The 18,722-nt window shown below is 47.2% G+C and carries 19 protein-coding genes; 9 read left to right on the top strand and 10 right to left on the bottom strand.

All coding sequences use genetic code 11. The features are described from left to right. Positions 1-58 precede the first annotated feature (58 nt). The 4 genes from ccmM to PMG25_RS10355 all read right to left on the bottom strand — a co-directional run bounded on the left by ccmM (position 59) and on the right by PMG25_RS10355 (position 2,958). Positions 59-1,714, bottom strand: a complete 1,656-nt coding sequence (gene ccmM / locus PMG25_RS10370) for a beta-carboxysome scaffolding protein CcmM (protein WP_283766826.1) — start codon at positions 1,712-1,714, stop codon at positions 59-61. 160 nt (positions 1,715-1,874) lie between these two features. Next, positions 1,875-2,177, bottom strand: coding sequence for a beta-carboxysome shell vertex protein CcmL (gene ccmL, locus PMG25_RS10365; RefSeq protein ID WP_283766825.1), 303 nt, complete (start codon positions 2,175-2,177; stop codon positions 1,875-1,877). A 23-nt stretch (positions 2,178-2,200) separates the two neighbouring features. Beyond that, positions 2,201-2,542 carry a carbon dioxide-concentrating mechanism protein CcmK gene (locus PMG25_RS10360; protein WP_283764131.1) on the bottom strand — a complete coding sequence of 114 codons (342 nt, stop codon included), beginning with the start codon at positions 2,540-2,542 and terminating at the stop codon, positions 2,201-2,203. 104 nt (positions 2,543-2,646) lie between these two features. Continuing rightward, the gene (locus PMG25_RS10355; protein WP_283764130.1) at positions 2,647-2,958 is read right to left on the bottom strand and encodes a carbon dioxide-concentrating mechanism protein CcmK; all 312 of its coding nucleotides are present in this window, start codon (positions 2,956-2,958) and stop codon (positions 2,647-2,649) included. Positions 2,959-3,415: 457 nt separating this feature from the next. Between PMG25_RS10355 and PMG25_RS10350 the strand changes: the two genes are divergently transcribed. After that, positions 3,416-5,260 carry an NAD(P)H-quinone oxidoreductase subunit F gene (locus PMG25_RS10350; RefSeq protein WP_283766824.1) on the top strand — a complete coding sequence of 615 codons (1,845 nt, stop codon included), beginning with the start codon at positions 3,416-3,418 and terminating at the stop codon, positions 5,258-5,260. A 109-nt stretch (positions 5,261-5,369) separates the two neighbouring features. Here the strand turns inward: PMG25_RS10350 and pdhA are convergent, their stop codons facing one another. Next, on the bottom strand, positions 5,370-6,401 hold the full coding sequence (gene pdhA / locus PMG25_RS10345; protein ID WP_283766823.1) for a pyruvate dehydrogenase (acetyl-transferring) E1 component subunit alpha: 1,032 nt from the start codon (positions 6,399-6,401) through the stop codon (positions 5,370-5,372). Between the two features lie 226 nt (positions 6,402-6,627). On the opposite strand from pdhA, the gene PMG25_RS10340 reads away from it, so the two are divergent. From PMG25_RS10340 to PMG25_RS10315, 6 genes are all read left to right on the top strand, one after another. Further along, positions 6,628-8,772, top strand: coding sequence for an IMS domain-containing protein (locus tag PMG25_RS10340; protein ID WP_283766822.1), 2,145 nt, complete (start codon positions 6,628-6,630; stop codon positions 8,770-8,772). Between the two features lie 29 nt (positions 8,773-8,801). Further along, positions 8,802-9,095 carry a hypothetical protein gene (locus PMG25_RS10335; protein ID WP_283766821.1) on the top strand — a complete coding sequence of 98 codons (294 nt, stop codon included), beginning with the start codon at positions 8,802-8,804 and terminating at the stop codon, positions 9,093-9,095. Positions 9,096-9,128: 33 nt separating this feature from the next. Next, positions 9,129-9,911 (top strand): prepilin peptidase, encoded by a 783-nt coding sequence (locus PMG25_RS10330; RefSeq protein WP_347178802.1) that lies wholly within the window; start codon positions 9,129-9,131, stop codon positions 9,909-9,911. A gap of 4 nt (positions 9,912-9,915) precedes the next feature. Further along, complete coding sequence (locus tag PMG25_RS10325) at positions 9,916-10,131, top strand: hypothetical protein (RefSeq protein ID WP_283766819.1); 216 nt, start codon at positions 9,916-9,918, stop codon at positions 10,129-10,131. 34 nt (positions 10,132-10,165) lie between these two features. Continuing rightward, the gene (gene accD, locus PMG25_RS10320) at positions 10,166-11,134 is read left to right on the top strand and encodes an acetyl-CoA carboxylase, carboxyltransferase subunit beta (RefSeq protein ID WP_283766818.1); all 969 of its coding nucleotides are present in this window, start codon (positions 10,166-10,168) and stop codon (positions 11,132-11,134) included. 857 nt (positions 11,135-11,991) lie between these two features. Beyond that, positions 11,992-13,794, top strand: coding sequence for a PEP-CTERM sorting domain-containing protein (locus tag PMG25_RS10315; RefSeq protein WP_283766817.1), 1,803 nt, complete (start codon positions 11,992-11,994; stop codon positions 13,792-13,794). Between the two features lie 128 nt (positions 13,795-13,922). On the opposite strand, the gene PMG25_RS10310 is transcribed toward PMG25_RS10315, so the two are convergent. Both PMG25_RS10310 and PMG25_RS10305 read right to left on the bottom strand, forming a co-directional pair. Continuing rightward, the gene (locus PMG25_RS10310) at positions 13,923-14,318 is read right to left on the bottom strand and encodes a PadR family transcriptional regulator (RefSeq protein WP_283766816.1); all 396 of its coding nucleotides are present in this window, start codon (positions 14,316-14,318) and stop codon (positions 13,923-13,925) included. 635 nt (positions 14,319-14,953) lie between these two features. Next, positions 14,954-15,814, bottom strand: a complete 861-nt coding sequence (locus PMG25_RS10305; RefSeq protein ID WP_283766815.1) for an EthD domain-containing protein — start codon at positions 15,812-15,814, stop codon at positions 14,954-14,956. Between the two features lie 127 nt (positions 15,815-15,941). Here PMG25_RS10305 and PMG25_RS10300 point away from each other — a divergent pair, with 127 nt between their 5' ends. Continuing rightward, positions 15,942-16,526, top strand: a complete 585-nt coding sequence (locus PMG25_RS10300) for a DUF3611 family protein (protein WP_283766814.1) — start codon at positions 15,942-15,944, stop codon at positions 16,524-16,526. Between the two features lie 12 nt (positions 16,527-16,538). Here PMG25_RS10300 and PMG25_RS10295 read toward each other — a convergent pair whose 3' ends face one another. From PMG25_RS10295 to PMG25_RS10285, 3 genes are all read right to left on the bottom strand, one after another. Further along, complete coding sequence (locus PMG25_RS10295) at positions 16,539-16,946, bottom strand: hypothetical protein (protein WP_283766813.1); 408 nt, start codon at positions 16,944-16,946, stop codon at positions 16,539-16,541. A 257-nt stretch (positions 16,947-17,203) separates the two neighbouring features. After that, a complete protein-coding gene (locus PMG25_RS10290; protein ID WP_283766812.1) occupies positions 17,204-17,968 on the bottom strand; it encodes a HEAT repeat domain-containing protein in 765 nt (254 codons plus the stop codon). 64 nt (positions 17,969-18,032) lie between these two features. Continuing rightward, positions 18,033-18,182 carry a hypothetical protein gene (locus PMG25_RS10285; protein WP_283766811.1) on the bottom strand — a complete coding sequence of 50 codons (150 nt, stop codon included), beginning with the start codon at positions 18,180-18,182 and terminating at the stop codon, positions 18,033-18,035. A 327-nt stretch (positions 18,183-18,509) separates the two neighbouring features. Between PMG25_RS10285 and PMG25_RS10280 the strand changes: the two genes are divergently transcribed. Beyond that, positions 18,510-18,695: a hypothetical protein gene (locus PMG25_RS10280; protein WP_283766810.1), complete on the top strand. Its 186-nt coding sequence runs from the start codon at positions 18,510-18,512 to the stop codon at positions 18,693-18,695. Positions 18,696-18,722: the final 27 nt, after the last annotated feature.

Raw genomic sequence — 18,722 nt, 5'->3', positions numbered from 1 at the left:
GTAAATCTCCCCCAAGTTTTACACTCTGCTAATTCCCTTCAGGGAATTCAATCCACACTTACGGGCGTTGAATTACCGATTCAGCCATGCGCCGTCTAACTTTCGGGTCAATGCCCAACATCCGTACATACTCCCCTTCATGTTCGGCGAGGCAAGCTTCTAAAGCAGCAACCACTTCCGATTCACGGTTGGAGTCAATCGGAGAACAGCTCTTCCAAGATCCCGTTTTATAGCGCCGTTTATCCGCATGTTCTGTGCCAATCTTGTAGCCCTGGGCCAACAAAGCCCGCACTTGTTCGATCGCCTCGGCACTCAATTTTCCAGAACCGACCGCCGCCGGACGACTGGCACGAGGAGCTGGAGCCGAAGGACTGGCAATACTGGACGCACCATTACTGCTCGGAGCCACCCTACCCTCTGGTCGCTGAATAATTTCTTCTAAAACCCGGCGTTTGGCATTGGGGTCAACGGCAATCAAGCGTACATATTCCCCCTCATAATCTTTCAATACAGATTCAATGCCATTCAAAACGGCTGTAGGGCTGGTTCCACTAATCGGAGTCCCAGTTAGCCAGGAACTGGTGCGAAAGCGTCGTTTATCGGCATGTTCAGTCGTAATTCTGTAGCCTTGATTGACCAATTGTTTCACTTGTGAAGCCAAGTCAGCGCCCATTCCTGCACCATTGGAGGAGGAGCCATTTTGATGGCTTGGAGCTACTCTAGAGGGGGCTGGAGCGCTGGCACTTGGGGTCACCGCTTGATCGCCGGGTCTTTGAATGATGGTTTCTAGGACGCGCCGTTTGGCTTGGGTATCGATACCAATTAAGCGCACATACTCACCCGCATGGGCCGCCATACAAGATTCAACCGCCGATAAGACGGCTCTCGTATCGCGCGAATCAATCACAGGGCAGCTCTTCCAAGAGCTAGTGCGGAAACGGCGCTGATCGGCATACTCTGCCCCGATTTTATAGCCTTGGGCGAGTAAATTTTGAATTTGGTTTACGGTTTCTGAATTAAGAGCTGTCATATTGCTTTGTACTTGACCATTACTACTAGAGTTGCCCGATGAGTGGCCCGATTCATCGCGAATGGGCGTAATACATTCGATATTGTCGGCACATCGGTAGCCGACTCTGAGGGCATCATTAACGCCGACCACGTGGCTGGCAAAGGCCACGTCATTTTTTTGCACATCTGGCAGGCGATCGGCCTGCTGTTGATTGGTAATAATTGATCCAGAAGGAACATATTTTCCGGGGGGAATTTCTACATCTTGGATCAGAGCGTGCATCATGACGATGCAGCCATTGCCGATTCTGGCATTGAATACTGTAGAGCGGAAACCAATAAAACAATTATCTCCCACATAGGCTGGCCCATGGATCAGAGCCATGTGGGTAATAGAAGAATGATTACCAATCCATACGGAGTATTTTTGCCCATCATCCCCAACCACTCGGCCTTCTTCAAGACCATGGATCACTACACCATCTTGTACATTGGTGTGATCGCCAATATAGAACGGAGCGCCCTCGTCTGCCCGGATGGATGTTCCGGGAGCGACTAAGACATTGGCTCCAATTTGGACATCACCAATTAAATTCGAGAAGGCGTGGACATAGGCACTACTATTAACTTTCGGTTCCGCTAAGTCTTTTGACCAAGGGGTGGGGGGAGCCGCACTGCTCCCTGTATGGCTACGCACAACCATAATAATTTTCCTCCTATAGCGAGAGTTTTGTCTCTAGTGTCATGGGGTTCATGGGTCGAGTTTAGGATGGTCTCCGACCTCACAAGGGTTTTGATGGATTGAATGGAGATAGAACATTGCATACCGCCCTCGACCAACCCTGACCCTTGAGGACTGAAGATTAATAGGTATCTTTTTTGCTATAGATGCGGGAGTTCCTTACGGTTACCGTGTCAATAATTCCGACAACCGTAGCATCTACAGGGCGGTTTTGGGTTCCTTCAACTTGGCGAGCCGCACTGCCACGACTCACCAACACCCATTCATCTAATCCAGCTCCCACGCTTGGATCTGCGGCTACCTCATATTCAGGCAGAAGACGGCCTTGCTCATCTATCAACTGCAACAGCAGAAATTTTGACCCTCTAAGACTCGGATCTTTTTGGGTGCTAACGACTGTGCCACAAACTTTAGCAATTTGCATGAATGTATCGTTTTATTCTGCCATTACGGACGATTAGACGACCGAATGGCATTGGTACTTTCCGCAAATTGCTGTACATCTTCGGTGTAACGAATGGGTAGAACGTACTCCAGATTTTCATGGGGACGAGCAATAATATGGGTGGACAGAACTCTACCCCCATTGACTCGCTTGATGTTATCGACTCCAGCCGCAACTGAAGCTTGAACTTCTGATACGTCACCTCTGACAATGACCGTGACTCGACCACTACCAATTTTTTCATAGCCGACGAGGGTGACGCGAGCGGCTTTTACCATTGCGTCGGCTGCTTCTACTACGGCAGGAAACCCCAAGGTTTCTACCATTCCCACTGCAATTGACATTGATTCAAGACTCCTAAAGTGTTCAAGGAAGGTGGATCGGCTTGAGGATGAAGTTGAGTGATGATGATCGACTCAACCTCCCCCAATGCTACATTTCAAGGGTGCTAGTAGTTTCGGAACTGATCCACTGCTTCGGTGTAACGAATGGGCAGAACGTACTCTAGGTTCTCATGGGGTCTGGCAATGATGTGAGTCGATAACACTTCACCACCATCAACCCGCTTGGCGGATTCAATCCCGGCAGCAACTGAAGCTTGGACTTCGGACACATCTCCTCGAATAATGACGGTTACCCGACCACTACCAATTTTTTCATACCCGACCAGAGTCACACGGGCAGCTTTTACCATCGCGTCAGCAGCTTCGACGACGGCAGGAAAGCCTAGGGTTTCTACCATTCCAACGGCTATGGGCATTGTTAATCTCCTGATCTGAAAAAGCGAAAGATAGCACTAGGACACCCAAATTTCCTAGTTTGCAAAATAGTTTTTTTTGCTTCTCTATTAAGGATATGGGAAGCATGACTCTCCTGGCAATAGAATTAATCATAATAACCCTTGATTTGATTAATTAACTTTTGTGATGTCTTAACAGAAATTAATTTTTTATTAACAAAGTTCAGATATAATGGCGCATCGACTCATGAGGTCAATAAGATATGTAAATATACTTAAGGGAGTGGGGGAGGGGAGAGAGGCGATCGCCATCGGCTCTATTCAGGAGATAGAGTCCATTTTAGGGTAGGCTAAGGATGGGGATCATTGCCGAATCATTCAGCAAGGGGAAGATCGAGAGTCTTAAACTGTCCAGAAACTAAGCTTAAAACTTTAACTGAATTCTTAAAATACAGCAGATTAGCCCATTAACTCATTTATGTCTGAATATTTCCTAGAAACCAGTTGGTGTATTCCATTCTATGGTTTAGTCGGAGCCATCCTTACTTTGCCTTGGTCAACTCGGATGGTGCGTCGTACCGGGCCTAGGCCAGCCGCCTACTTTAACCTTCTGATGACGGTTTTGGCCCTAGGGCATGGCTTAATTGTTTTTAATCTCGTTTGGGACACAGAACCCTATTTAATTGTTTTTCACTGGCTCAAGGTGATGGATATTGATTTTTCCCTCACCTTGACCCTTTCTTCGGTCAGTTTAGGGGCAATGTCCCTGATTACGGGATTAAGCTTGTTAGCCCAACTCTATGCTCTGGGATATCTAGAAAAGGATTGGGCCTTGGCCCGATTTTTTGCCTTAATGGGCTTTTTTGAAGCGGCCATGAGTGGTATTGCTGTGAGTGACTCTCTGTTGCTGACCTATGGTTTGCTGGAAATGCTCACCCTATCAACTTATCTGTTGGTTGGGTTTTGGTATGCCCAGCCTTTGGTGGTGACTGCGGCTAGAGATGCGTTCTTAACCAAGCGGGTGGGTGATATTTTGTTGCTGATGGGGTTAGTGGCTTTGGGAACGACGGCTGGAACTCTGGATTTCGATCGCCTCTATATCTGGGCAGAAACTGCCCAATTATCCCCTGGGTTTGCTACTGCCCTAGGATTAGCCCTGATTGCGGGGCCAACGGGTAAATGCGCCCAATTTCCCCTACATTTGTGGCTAGATGAGGCCATGGAAGGGCCCAACCCTGCTTCGATTTTGAGAAATTCGGTGGTGGTGGCTTGTGGCGCTTATGTGTTGATTAAGCTGCAACCGATTTTGGCCCTCTCTCCAGTGGCTTCGGCGACTTTAGTGGTGATTGGGATTGTAACGGCGATTGGAGCGTCTTTGGTGGCTTTGGCGCAGGTGGATATTAAACGGGCCTTATCCCACAGTACGAGCGCGTATTTAGGCTTGGTGTTTATTGCGGTGGGGACTCAGTGGACAGGGTTTGCTCTGATGTTGCTGTTTGCCCATGCGATCGCCAAAGCTTTATTGTTTATGAGTGTGGGTTCAATTATCCTCACCACCAATAGCCAAGATTTAACCGAGCTAGGGGGACTCCAATCAAAAATGCCGGTTACTACCACTTCATTTCTGGTGGGTAGTGCGGGTTTAGTGGGCATTTTACCCCTGGGCGGTTTTTGGGCCCTGCGCTTAGGTGCAGATGACTTTTGGTACACCGAACCTTGGTTACTGGTGGTTCTGTTGCTGGTGAATGCTCTGAGCGCCGTGAATTTAACACGGGTCTATCGTCTCGTGTTTGCCGGAGAAACCCAACCAAAAACCCGCCGCGCTCCTGAAGTGGCCTGGCCCATGGCCGTACCCATGGTGAGTTTAATCATTATCACCTTAATCTGTCCCTGGTTATTACATCAATTATCGCTGATTCCTAACTGGGATTATGTAAATAAAACCACTGTTTTCCTAGTAATTATTTCGGGTATAGTCGGCTGTGGAATTGGTGCAAAGATTCCCCTACAGAGAAGTTTAGCCCGGTCAATTCTCAAACCGGTTAAATTGATCCAGGATCTGTTAGCCTATGATTTTTATATCGATCGCCTCTATCGGATGACCGTTGTCTTTGCGGTAGAACAATCGGCTCGACTGACCTCTTGGTTTGACCGATATATCGTTGATGGCATTGTCAATTTAGTGGGGGTGGTGACCCTGTTTAGTGGAGAGGGATTAAAGTATAGTTCCGTCGGCCAATCCCAACTTTATGTTCTCACGATTTTGTTAGGTGTGAGCATTCTCGTTACCCTAGTGGGCTGGTTTGTCTATGTTCATCCCTAATATCAATTAGAAATTAACAGTTGAAAACTCGATCTCATGGACTGAGTTAGGACAGACAAGGGGATCGGGGCCCCTTGTTGGGTAAGAGAGTTAGTGTTAATTGAGGGTTTTAATCCTCTACAAACACATATTTGTAGAGTTCACTGGCATCGGGTTCGGGACTTTCGAGGGCGAATTTCACCGAATCATCAACCACATCTTGAATTTTGCGATCGATGTCTTTTAACTGTGCCTCAGTGGCCAATCCTTTACTGGTTAAATAACTAGCAAACCGTTTGATCGGATCTCTGGGGAACCAGAACTCTTTCTCGTCTTTAGAGCGCAGTTCATCGGGGTCAGCTAAGGAATGGCCTCGGAACCGATAGGTTAGGGCTTCAATGACGGTGGGGCCTTCTCCAGCTCTGGCACGGGCGATCGCCTCTTTGGCCACTTCCCGCACCGCTAAAACATCCATTCCATCCACCTCAACCCCGTGCATTCCAAAGGCATGGGCTTTTTTATAGATTTCGGGAACTGAAGTCGCTCGGTCATGGGCCATTCCGATCGCCCACTTATTATTTTCTACCACATACAGAATCGGCAACTTCCACAAGGCCGCCATGTTTAAACATTCAAAAAACTGGCCATTATTACAAGCCCCATCCCCAAAAAAGCAAGCCGTTACCTGATCGGCACTTTCATCTCCCATGGTTTCCCGGCGATACTTACTCTGAAACGCTGCACCCGTAGCCACAGGGATACCTTCAGCCACAAATGCATAACCGCCTAACAGTTTATGTTCAGCCGAAAACATATGCATGGAGCCACCGCGACCCTTCGAGCATCCCGTCGCTTTCCCAAACAACTCAGCCATCACCTCCCGTGCAGGAACTCCAGCACTCAAGGCATGAACATGATCTCGGTAGGTACTACAGACAAAATCTTCATCTGGACGCATAGATTTAATTACGCCAGAAGCCACCGCTTCCTGACCGTTATACAGATGGACAAAACCGAACATTTTGCCCCGGTAGTACATTTCTGCACACTTATCTTCAAATACCCGCCCTAGTACCATATCTTCATACAATCTGAGTCCTTCTTCTTGACCGAGTTGCACTGAAGACGAATCAAATTCTGGTACGATCCTCTCTTGAGCCATGAATGCGTCCCTTACTACCACTACAAGCTGATGTTATTGTTGTGCAAAGACTCAGTATACGTCAATGGGGAGATGGGGGGAATCATGAGGGAAGGGGGACACTTGATGAAAAAATCTAAAGGAGGACAAGACAAGAATCGTTGCGCGAAGTATAATTCTAAGGGTTACAAGGGGGGCAGATTTTCCATACCCTAAACTGTAAGCATTGCTGCTGAGGGAGTAGACTGTGCGTATTCCGCTCGATTATTACCGAATTTTAGGCGTACCACTACAGGCAACTGCCGAACAGTTGCAACAGGCCCACGGCGATCGCATGATGCAACTGCCTCGGCGGGAATATTCGGAAACGGCGATCGCCTCTCGAAAATCCCTGCTCGATCAGGCCTACAACATTTTATCTAATCCGGAAGCCAAAACCGCTTACGACCAAAAAACGTTTCACTCTCTTCCCAGCCACGGAGAACAAGAGACCCAGATTCAAGAAACCCTACCGTCGCTGGAGGTGGAAGACCATCAAACCCTAGGGGCACTGTTGATCCTTCTAGAGTTAGGTGAATATGAGCTAGTCTTAAATCTAGGACAAGAGTATCTGAATTCCCTCTCTGCCCAAGAGGAAGAAGAAACGCCAACCCATACCATTCCTGAATTATCCCGTGCTGATGTGGTCTTAACCTTAGCCCTAGCAGGTCTAGAGTTGGGGCGAGAACAATGGCAACAGGGAACCTACGAACAAGCGGCATTATCCCTAGAAAAGGGCGAAAAATTGCTGTTGAAAGAAGGGGTATTTCCCAGCCTACGGGGAGAAGTACAAGCAGATTTATATAAACTGCGTCCCTACCGCATTCTAGAATTGTTGTCCCAAAAAACGGATGATGCCCTTGCCCATCGCCACGGTATTCAGATGCTGCGGGATATGCTGCAAGAACGGGGAGGGCTGGATGGGACGGGAGACGATCAGTCAGGGCTGAATATTGATGATTTTCTGCGTTTTATGCAACAGTTACGCAGTTATCTGACTTCCTTGGAACAACAAACTCTATTTGAAACCGAAGCCCAACGCCCGTCTGCTGTGGCTACTTATTTGGCGGTTTATGCCCTATTGGTGCGGGGATTTGCTTATAAACAACCGTCCCTGATTAACCGAGCTAAACGAATGCTGACGCGGTTAGGGTCTCGGCAGGATGTGCATTTAGAACAGGCGGTGTGCTGTTTGCTCTTGGGACAAACGGAAGAAGCGAGCCAGTCCCTAGAATTGAGTCGGGAATACGAACAATTAGCGTTTATTCGGGAAAATTCCCAAGGCGCTCCCGATTTATTGCCGGGTTTGTGTTTGTATAGTGAGCGTTGGTTACAGGAAGAGGTGTTTCCCCATTTTCGGGACTTGGCTGATTGTCAGCAAACCCTGAAAGAGTATTTTGCTGACGATCGGGTACAAGCGTATTTAGAAGCTTTGCCTTTAGAGAACAGCCAGAAGAATCAATGGAGTGTGGTGCAATCTAAGCCGGAAGCGACTCCCAAGCGGGAGAGTCAGGGGGGGATTTCGATCGAGAAAGGGGAAGATGCTCAAGCGGCTCCCTCAAGTTCGCTTCGGGAAAAGGCGGGGAGTTCGGTAGAACGTTCGATGACGACAACGGCAACCTTAAGCCGCTCTGAGTCTGCTGGAGTGGGCGATCGCCCCCAAAATAGCCCATCCAGAAGTCAAAGGGTTACTCAGCGCCCAGGTTCTGGAGGTCGGGGACGGGTTAAAAGTCGGCGAGGGACTGGGAAAACGGGACGTTCTTCTATCCATTGGGGACGATTAGTTTTATTAGGAGCAGGTGGATTACTGGGATTATGGATTGTCATTTGGCTCATAGGTCAAGTGTTCGGCCTGATGGGTTCCCTGTTTAGAAATGCTCCAGCTTTGGAAGGGGAACAGTTACAATTGATGCTCAATCAGCCGCCCCTAGAGATTCCGGAAGGGCCTCCTGAAGCAACGGCAGATACGGGGCCGTTGACTCAAGAGAGGGCACAACTGGTGATTGAAACTTGGTTGAGTACGAAGGCTCAGGCCTTTGGATCTAATCATGAAGTGGATCAGTTGTCCTCAATTTTGGTCGATCCGGCTTTGAGTAGACAAAGACAACGGGCAACGCAAGATCAGCAAGATAATTTCTATGGTGAGTATGAGCATCAAGTGACGATTAATGAAGTCACGGTGAATCCGGATGACGAAGATCGGGCAACAGTTGATGCGACGGTGAATGAATCGGTAGAGTTTTATCGTAATGGTGCAGTGGATCGGGGTGCTTCTTATAGCGATGAAATTCAAGTTCAGTATCAGTTAATTCGTCAAGACGGCCAATGGCGAATTGAGGATTGGTCGGTGTAGATAGCCCATAATGCTAGGAAAGTTACTCTGTGGTACAAGTCCCTTTAGAATCCCCCAGTTATCCCTATTATCCCATTTATGTCCCAAAGGATCTCGATGTGGTCGATCCGTCCTTAGTGCGAGTTGCTCGTGATACCTATGGGGTCTATTGTGCAGTGGCGGATGGGGCGGCCCAAAAACATGCAGACCAGTTTCATCGGCCGCTAGGGGTGGTGGTGAATCAGGTGAGCTATCGGGCGGTTTTGGTGTTTCAGGAAGGGTTGGCTTTGTTGCCGACCGAGGTGTTTATTCCGTTTAACCATTTGGAAACTAAGCTGTATTAAGGGAGGCATCAGGTGTGGATTGAAATTCCGAGTATGACGATCGCCTTAATGTTAGGATTGGCGATCGGGAGTTTCCTCAATGTCGTTATCTATCGCATTCCGGCCGGCTTATCGATTCTGTTCCCTCCGTCCCATTGTCCCCTCTGTTCCCATCGGTTGAGCATCGCTGATAATATCCCGGTGTTCGGTTGGTTGGCGTTGGGGGGAAAATGCCGCTATTGTCACAGCCCGATTTCTTGGCGCTATCCCACCATTGAAGGAATTACCGGTTTACTGTTTCTAGGGGTTTATCTCCAGTTTGGACTCTCTTGGGAAACGGTGGGTTATTGCCTCTGCTTGAGTTGGCTGTTGGTACTGGCGATGATTGACTGGGATACGTTCACCTTGCCCAATAGCCTCACTCAGTTGGGGCTGGTGGCGGGTTTGCTCTATCAATTGCTCCGAGGTGGAGGAGCAGCCGCTCCGTTCCTCGATGGCATGTTTGGAGCCATTCTAGGCTTGTGGTTATTTGAAATGATTATTATTTTGGGGTCGTTTCTGCTCGGTCAAGCGGCCATGGGCGAAGGAGATGCAAAACTGGCGGCGGCGATCGGGGCTTGGTTGGGGTGGAAATTGCTGTTACTATCAGGGTTTCTGGCCTGTTTAATTGGGGCTGTTGTTGGGTTAGGCGCGATCGCCTCGGGCCAACTCAAACGCCGTCAAAAAATGCCCTTTGGCCCCTTTCTTGCCCTGGGCGGGGCCCTGACTATCTTCTGGGGCGATCGCATCATATCCACTTATATGCAGTTATTTTTCCCGCCTAACCTGATAGGATAATCGAGTGTCTTGGATTACAATTCGCACGACCTCAACTCGCTGGGAGGCAGAACTGATGGAACAGTTGCTCAGTGCCCAGGAAATCCCCACCCGCCTGGTGGATTGCGGGGTAGTCTCCTATTTAGGTATGGGGTCTCCCACTGCCGTGCAGGTTGCGCCCGAATATCGTTGGAGTGCTTTGTTGCTTCTGAGCGAAATAGAGGAGACCCCAGACGAGTAATTTAACTTTCCCTTAGATAATCTCTTTATTGTTCATGTCTTTATTTGATTGGTTTGCCAACAGACAAAAAACTTCTCCCATCAGCCCAGAACGCCAAGAGCGGGAAATTGCTGATGGGTTGTGGACGAAATGCCCCATGTGTGGAGTTTTGACCTATACGAAGGATTTACAGAGCAATCAAATGGTGTGTTTGGAATGCGAACACCATTTTCGGGTCGATAGCAATGAACGGATTGCCCAATTGATTGATAGTAAAACCTGGACTCCTTTGGATGAGCATTTGCGCCCGGACGATCCTTTAAAGTTTAAAGACCGCAAACGGTATAGCGATCGCCTCAAGGAATATCAAGCGAAAACCCATCTTAATGATGCGGTACAAACGGGTTTGGGTCAATTGGATGGCTTGCCCATTGCCCTAGCTGTGATGGACTTTGGCTTTATGGGGGGCAGCATGGGATCGGTGGTTGGGGAAAAAATTGCCCGACTGCTGGAAAAAGCGACTTCAGAGGGAATACCGGCGATCGTCATTTGTGCCTCTGGAGGGGCACGAATGCAGGAAGGAATGCTGAGTTTGATGCAAATGGCGAAAATTTCAGGAGCTGTCGAGCGTCATCAAGAAGCGGGTTTACTCTACATGCCTGTTCTCACCCATCCCACTACTGGGGGCGTAATTGCCAGTTTTGCCATGCTCGGCGATCTGATTCTGGCTGAACCGAAAGCCACCATTGGATTTGCCGGGCGACGAGTCATCGAACAAACCCTACGGGAAAAGCTCCCCGATGATTTCCAAACTTCGGAATATTTGCTGCAACATGGCTTTGTTGATTTAATTGTGCCCCGTACCCAACTGAAGAAAACTTTAGCCCAGTTGGTACGCCTCCATGGAGGGGTAGAAGAGACGGCTAAACCGATGGATAAAGGACAACAGAATGGAGATATTCCTAGCTATTCCCATTCCCTGCCCGATCCGACTCTCAACACCCATCAGGCGATCGAGAATTGAGCCTTGAATTCATCCCTGAAAATACTAGAGGTAGGGGCGATCGCCCCTACACCCATACCCCATTCTAAAACAAATCAACTATATAGCAAACCTAAATGAGTTATGTCATGGCTGCCCCTCATCCCCCAGCCCCTTCAACTACGCTCAAATAGTATGTCATTGCGAATGAAGCGAAGCGGAATGAAGCAATCTCCCTTATACCGGTAAACTCGGCGTTTCCGCTTCGCGGACATGAATACGAAGTATGCGCGTTTCGGCTGTCGCCGACATGAAAGCGAAGCTTGCGTGAAACGTAAAGCCCGAATGCTTCCCTGCGGTCGCAATGACACAAATTTCCGAATTTAATATTACTTATTATTCAACAGCATAAAGCGCTGGAATATCTCCGTACTCTTACTGAAAATATTGCGAAGAAAAGAAGGTTTTCTTAAATTCCTTACGGAATCGAATCATGTTTTATGACTTAAATTCAGGAGTTTTAACTAAAAAACTCTCTTTTTGTTGCCAGTGACTCAGTTTGATTCCTTAAAAAAACAACTTATTTTTACAGAAAATACATAAAACACAGATTTTGAACAAGATTCTGTGAATTTACGGTTGTTCTTAATGACTTCCATAAAAAACTTCAGTATTCTCAGAAGGAAATACTGAAGTGACAGGAAAGCTGAATACTTCACTACGCGCCCTTTATGGGCCAATTTCGATCGGTGACAATGGCTGAAAAACCTTTATTCAAAGACTTCTCACCCTCATTACCTATCACCCAAATAGCGCATGGTGCTATTCCACAAACCCTGAATACCTCAGTACCAATAGTTCAGCAATTGATCTGTGTCGCGATCGGGAGAAAATTACCCATGACTTCTCAAAAACTCTTTCAATGGACGAGCCTACTGCTCACAGGTGCTTCAATCTTCACGGCCAGCCACGCGCAGGCAGCCAACTTCACTTTTTCCCGCATTGCCAGCACTGATCCAAGCAGTGTTGGCTCTAGTTACAGCCAAGTCTATCGCGGCTTAGGGACTAGCGGCCACCTTTCCGCCTGGGGGCCTGCTTTCAACTTAGCTGCTGATGCCAATTACCAAGCAGGTAGAGGGATTGCCCTCAGCGATCGCGGTGGACGAGTTGCTTATCATGCCAGAACCGTCAATGGAGATGCAATCTATACTAACACTGGCGGCAGAGGACTTAATGCTCGTCGGCTTATTGCTCAGGTAGGGACTCAAATCGGGCAAGATACCATTGTCGGTTTTGGCCCTGGAATTGCGATTAGTCCCAATTGGAACGTTGCTTTTGTCGCTAAGATGTCCGATGGCAGCCAGCGTATCTACACCCGACAGAGTAGCACTGCTCCCCTAGAATTAATTGCCAGTAGCGCTAATGGCTATACTTTCGCTCCTGGACTTTCCATCAACAATAAGGGAGAGGTGGCATTTACGGCCAAAAGCAATGGAGTTGTCAATGTCTTCAAAGGAGATCCAGGAGGAATCACCCGAATCAGTCAATGCGGAGCCAACCAATGCCTCTTTCAAGCACCATCCATTAACCGTAGGGGATGGGTTAGTTTCTCCATGACCGATGGCATATATGCTGGCAATGGTGCTGCTGTCTCTCAAGTCATTACCAATCCTACTTTTGTTGCAGGCGCATACCGCGAAGCGAATATCAATGACAACGACATGATTTCTGCTTTTATCGGAGTTCTGCCTACCACTGCTATTGGTGGACCTGCTGGGCAAGCCATCCTCACTGGAGATGGTAATAGTGGCAGTGTGGTTGCTAGTAATTACTGTCCACCAGGACAAGCGCATGCCTGTCATTTTGACCCAACGAGTTCAAGCTTCATTAATATGGGCACAAGCTCCATTAACGATAGAAATGACAATATTGTTGCCTTCATGGCCAATCAAACCAACCCTAGAGACGATCGATACAAGAAAGGAATCTTTATTGGAGACGATCCCCTTAAGGATAAAGTCATTGGTATTGGTGATGCCCTAGATGGCTCAACCGTTACCGACTTGGCCATGGATCGGGGGAGTCTCAACGATAGCAATGAGATTACCTTCTGGGCTAAACTGGCTAACGGTTTTGAAGGTGTTTTTCGTGCAAACTCGTTTGCTGATTCTCAGTTCAACCCCTGGCTGCCCAACTGCCCCGTGCAGCAGATTAATCAGATGAACTTCTGTGGTGTGACCAGTGGTCGTTGGTTCGATCCTCCGACTGCCTACGGATTTAACTACGAAATGGACAGCGAGTCCCTGTTTACTTCAATCTTAGATTTACCCGTTGACTTTGACAATCCGTTTACCGTTTCTGTCGGAGATAACGTTCTGGGTCAATTTTCCAGTGGCGATCAAATCAACTTCAATCACTATGCTGATTTGTTAGGCGACTTGCTGGTTGAAGGGTTAGATGGTGTTATGGGTGTGAAGAACTTTACGGTTCGCACAGGGGATACCATCGATCCGACGAATCCGATGGCATTGCCGATTAAACTGGCTTTCAACACTGAAACTGCTGACTTTACGCTCAGGCCTCTCGATCCAGAGTATGAATCTTCCCAAGATATTCCAGAACCCTCAACTCTGTTCGGATTAGTTGGAGTAGGCGCTATCTTAATCCGCTTGCGCCACCGTCGTCAATCCCGGAAGCTCTAAATCCTATCGCTAGTCGTTAGGCGTGTATTGACACAATCTGTAGGGGCGATCGCCCCTACAAGCCTGGCTGATGGTTATCGGTTATGTGAAATAACTGAACCTAACTTCTCTAAAGGGCATAGCGTTACCTAAGATTGGGAGACACTTTTACGCACAGTTAAAGCAGGAGCTGCCATTTCAAGGGGGCCATCACTGGTATATTCTTGCCACAAGAGCGCCAATTCTTGAGCTTGAGCGCGTCCCCGATATTGGATCTGATACATCCTGCGAGGCCGTCCCCGTCGGGCGAGTTTCTTCCAATATCCGGTGATCATCTCTTCCTCTTCCAAGAATTTGAGGGCGCTGTAAAGCACTGTATCGGATAGGCGATATTTGGGATACTGCTTTTTCAGGAGTCGGATGAGTTCGGTTCCATAGGAGTCTTTATTGAGTAAGACGGATAAGACATAACAGACGGCTAACTCGGTATTCAAGTGAATGGGCGGTGGGTCTTGAAAAAAACGATAAATTTCTTCAAATGTCATAGCTTTTCTCTGCACAAGCATGAATGAACTCAAATCAGGTCAATGAACTGGACTTGAGTAAATGCAGCCCTGGTTATGAAAATTCCCTTACAAAACGTTAAAGACTGGCTCAGGTTAACTTGAAAAGAGATTTTGGGTAATTTTGTAGATGCACACCCGCTTGAGCCTAAATCATCTAACCCAAATGCCAGTGGTTTTGGGTTAAGTCGTTGATGGTTACCCCGATTGGTAGGTGAAATCCTTGGAGCTGAGATCTAAAGCCCTGTATGGCAACAGGGAGATTAATGGGTTGACTAACCTACATCAATAGATACAGGCGCTTCCCTTAGAATCCAGAATTGGATGATCTAAGATATACGCTTTATCCGTATCAACCATGAAGGATAACATAATTATTCTTGAGGCTACAAATAATTCTGGATTGAGGGGATATCTTAATAATCCTTTTTTGTCACTGTCCGATGATTGAAGCATTAAAATTGAGTCCTCTTCTGTCATTTTCCGAAAAAACGCCAAGCTTCTGCTCTGACTACTCACACTATCTAAGTCAGGCATTAGGGATTTGACTCTTTTTTTTCGGAACTTGACAAAAGAGGTAGAAAAGAACCAATAGGAAAAATACAAAAAATGGGAATTTAACCGTTACCTAACATTAAATTTCTCACGACGGGCTGCGTTTGATTGACAGCTCCGACTGTTTCAATCATTTGTGCCCCAGTGATTCCCCATTCTCCAGTTAGAGTTGGCTCTCCTTCATAAGCCAGGGTAAATGTCCCTCTTTGTGGATAGGGCTGGAAGGATTTGAGATACTTGGAAATATCTTGAGAAATTTGTTGGTAATCATCCGATGCCAAATAATTCCGTAAAGCCAAACGATTGGTGAAACTAATTTCAATGGCTCCTTGGAAGTCAGGTTGCATGGTGGTTTCATCAAATAAGTGCATCCGCACTTTCAGGATAGGTTGTGCCTTGGCTAGTGCAGGAGCTAAAGTTTCTTTCATCCATTTATGAAATTTTGCAACTTTTACACTGTCCTTTTTGCGAACGATGATATTGAATTTATCAGCCGAGACTAATCCTGTCGGTTGTCCATTTTCCAGTTCGTCGTAGTAAGTAACACTATTTCCAGGACTGGTTGTATAAATGACGATGTGACTAAGGAAATTAGCATCATCACCGGTTAAAGTTTCTTGGAAAGCTTTGAACCATGTGAGTCGATCTTCATTGCTTTTAAAGGTTAACTCGGCAACTCCATCGAAGTTTTCTTCTGGTAAGGAACGGGTGGTTACTCCTTCGATCTCTGGCCAAATGCCTCCTAGATTGTGATGGACTTGATGTTGCCAATACTGATATAAACCAGGAAGACGGACACAGACTGGCCCATGGACATGGCCCCAATAACCATCAAAAGTTTCTAAATCTATATCAGCCCGTTTCCAGAGGACAGCATAGTTAGTGACAACGGCTTGTTTATCTCGTTCTGAATAATCTGGCATCGTTCAGTTCACCTTTTGATAAGTAGCTTACAATATAGAATACACCCTTTTGACAGTCGTCAAGAATTTGCCGATCGCCTCTTGGAGTTTCCTGCTAGATTAAGGAATGGAGCTGTAGCGAATTACTATGCCTGATAACTCTGAATTCCATGCCCTTCCCCCTGCTGTCGAGAAATTTTCGGGGAACTTGCGTCTGACCGCTTGGATTAGCTTTTGGACTCAAGTCGTATTAGGGGCGATCGCCACGATTATCTTTTTGTTTGCCTTAATTGGTCAAGAGACACGAGCAGGAGTCCAAGATCCCGGTCGTGGAGGAGGGGCATTTTTTGCCATTTGTGGTCTTCTTGTCCTCTATTTCAGTATCGTGCAAGCCTTTCGTTACACTCGGTTAGCGCGACAACTGCGATCGCCCGATACCAGTGTCCGTCCCTCCAAGGCTACCACTATCCAAATGATTAAATTTGGCTTGGTCTGTAATATTGTCGGTATGAGCTTTTCTCTCTTAGCTGCTGAAGCCATTACCGGGATACTACTGGGTAAATCCCTCTTTCAACCCCAAGGATTGATTCCTACAGGAGCCGATCTGGGCAGATTTATTGAACCAATCGATTTATTTGTCTTGTTGGGAAATACCCATACCACGGTATCTCATTTTATCTCTATTGTTGGCAGTCTCTGGTTACTCAATGTCATTAATCGGCCTAAATCCTAAATTAACCCAAACTTAACGGTTAACTAACATCAGTTGAGTAACTGACTCTTGAATTTGGTTAATCGCTCCTAACTGTTCAATACTTTGAGCGCCGACTAACCCCCTTTGACCGACTAGCGTTGGCTGCCCATTATAAACTAGCGTCGATCGACTCCGTTGTGGGTAAGGCTGAAAAGATTTAATATACTTAGGCATATCAACAGTCAATGTTTTATACTCATCCGACTCCAGATAGCGTCTTAAAGAAAGGCGGTTTTTGAAGCTAATTTCTAAGGCCGCTTCCAGTTTCAGAGAATGATGTTGATCATAAGAGACTGTAGAGAAATCGCGATTAGAAGTCTCTATAGGATAAAGTAAATGGAGTCTCAATTTAATAACGGAAGGATTCTTCGCCAATTGAGGAGCAAAAAACAATTGCATCCACTAGTAACTATCACAGGTATCTAAATCAATATCTTGACGCATCCATAAGGGAGTATAAAGACTGATGGTAGCTTCTCGATCTCGGTCTGCATAGTTGGGCATAGTAATTGAGTTTCCCTACAGGCATGAGAAAGCATTGAGGGCAAGTGCTTTAATGGCCATCCAGTATAGATCAAGTCTGTTTATGGCCAATATTAAGTTATGTATCTCAATCCGAGAATCAATCGATCGCTCTTCTCTGTTTCTCAACCTGACTAAAACCATCCTTCTTGTTCTAACTCTTCAATCAGTTGTAAGGCTCTGGGGTCTCCGACTTTGAGCAAGGCCGATCGCGCATCTTCCCGTACTCCTAGGTCTTCGTCTTCCACAAAGGCTTCAATTAGACCATCGATCGCCCCAGCATAGACCACATTCGAGGGCATTTCGCGGGCTAGTTGACCGATAGACCAGGCACAGTTACTGCGAATGGCGGGAATGGGGTCTCGTCTTAATCCTTCAATTAGGGGCGGAATCGTGCTAATAATCGCTTCATAACTCACGTGAGTCATTTGTGCCAAGGCACTGGCAGCCCAGAGGCGCACGGCGGGGATATCGGTACGCAGGGAGTCAATCAACGGAAATAAACTGCGGCTATCGCGATTATTGCCTAATGACCAGACTAACCCTTTGCGAACATAGCCATTCCAGTCCCGTTGCAGTTGGTCAATTATGGGTTCGATTGCCTCTGAGGAAGGATTCCGTCCTAGAGCATAGGCAGCACTGACGCGCACCAAAGGACAGCGATCGCCCAATAACCGAATTAAAGGGGAAATCGCTCGATGGTCTTGGATTTCGCAAAATACCCTTGCTGCTAACATCCGCTCTTGGGTAACGGAGGATTCTAGCAAGGGCAACATTTCCTCTGGATCGGGGGGTGGGGCGCTCTCTGGAGTCCCTTCCATAGGCCCTAGGTTATCCAGGGGACTACTCAAGTCAACGTTGTCGTTGAGTACAGATTGGTCGTCATCATTGATTTGCATAATAGAGAGTGTACTCAATCTTGGGGGTCAGACTCAACTGGTTGGGCACAAACCCAGTTGCTTCCTACTGGCGATCGGGCCAAGTAGGCGATCGGGCCAAGCCGGCGATCGTTAAACAGCAAGCTCCATCAATGGTGATCAGGAGGGAAATAAAGAACAGACAACAGAACAACCCCAGGGAGTCAGAGGAGAGGAAAAGTAAAGAAATGCTCAAATGATCATGCCCTAAGTAGAGTTTCAGTACAAAGTAAGAGTGATGTGGCATCGGTTGAGTTGAAGCTGTCCCGCCCCTGAGATGACGACCCGTTAATCTGTTATGTAGATAAGCCAACCCAACTGAACACAGGCAATCTAAAAACTCGACAGTAAACCAAGAAAGTTTAGTAATGATAGTGAAGGCTTCGAGAAGTTACTCGCTTGGCTTCAAGGTAAAGAAGTATCTAACCTCCATGCTTGCATGGAAGCCACCAGTACCTATGGAGAAGCACTGGCCCAATTCCTGGTGGGACAACAGTAGGGTATAGAGCAGCAAAAACAACAAGTGCAAGAACTGATTCGAGACCATTTTCAGCGCCATCCCCACCTGGGAAAACAACAGGAGCTATTGATTGGGGCCGTCATGCGTAAACTTCTTCATTTGGCCTTTGCCTTGCTGAAGTCCCAAAAGCCTTTTGACCCCAATTACACGATCGCCGCTCCGAGCGCCGTCCCGATCGCCTCCCCTTGACATCCAAGACAGTATCTACGGGGGATC

The organism is Roseofilum capinflatum BLCC-M114, from assembly GCF_030068505.1.
Taxonomy (GTDB): Bacteria; Cyanobacteriota; Cyanobacteriia; order Cyanobacteriales; family Desertifilaceae; genus Roseofilum; species Roseofilum capinflatum.
The sequence above is the reverse complement of the archived record's forward strand: the minus strand, read 5'-3'. Positions and strand labels throughout refer to the sequence as shown.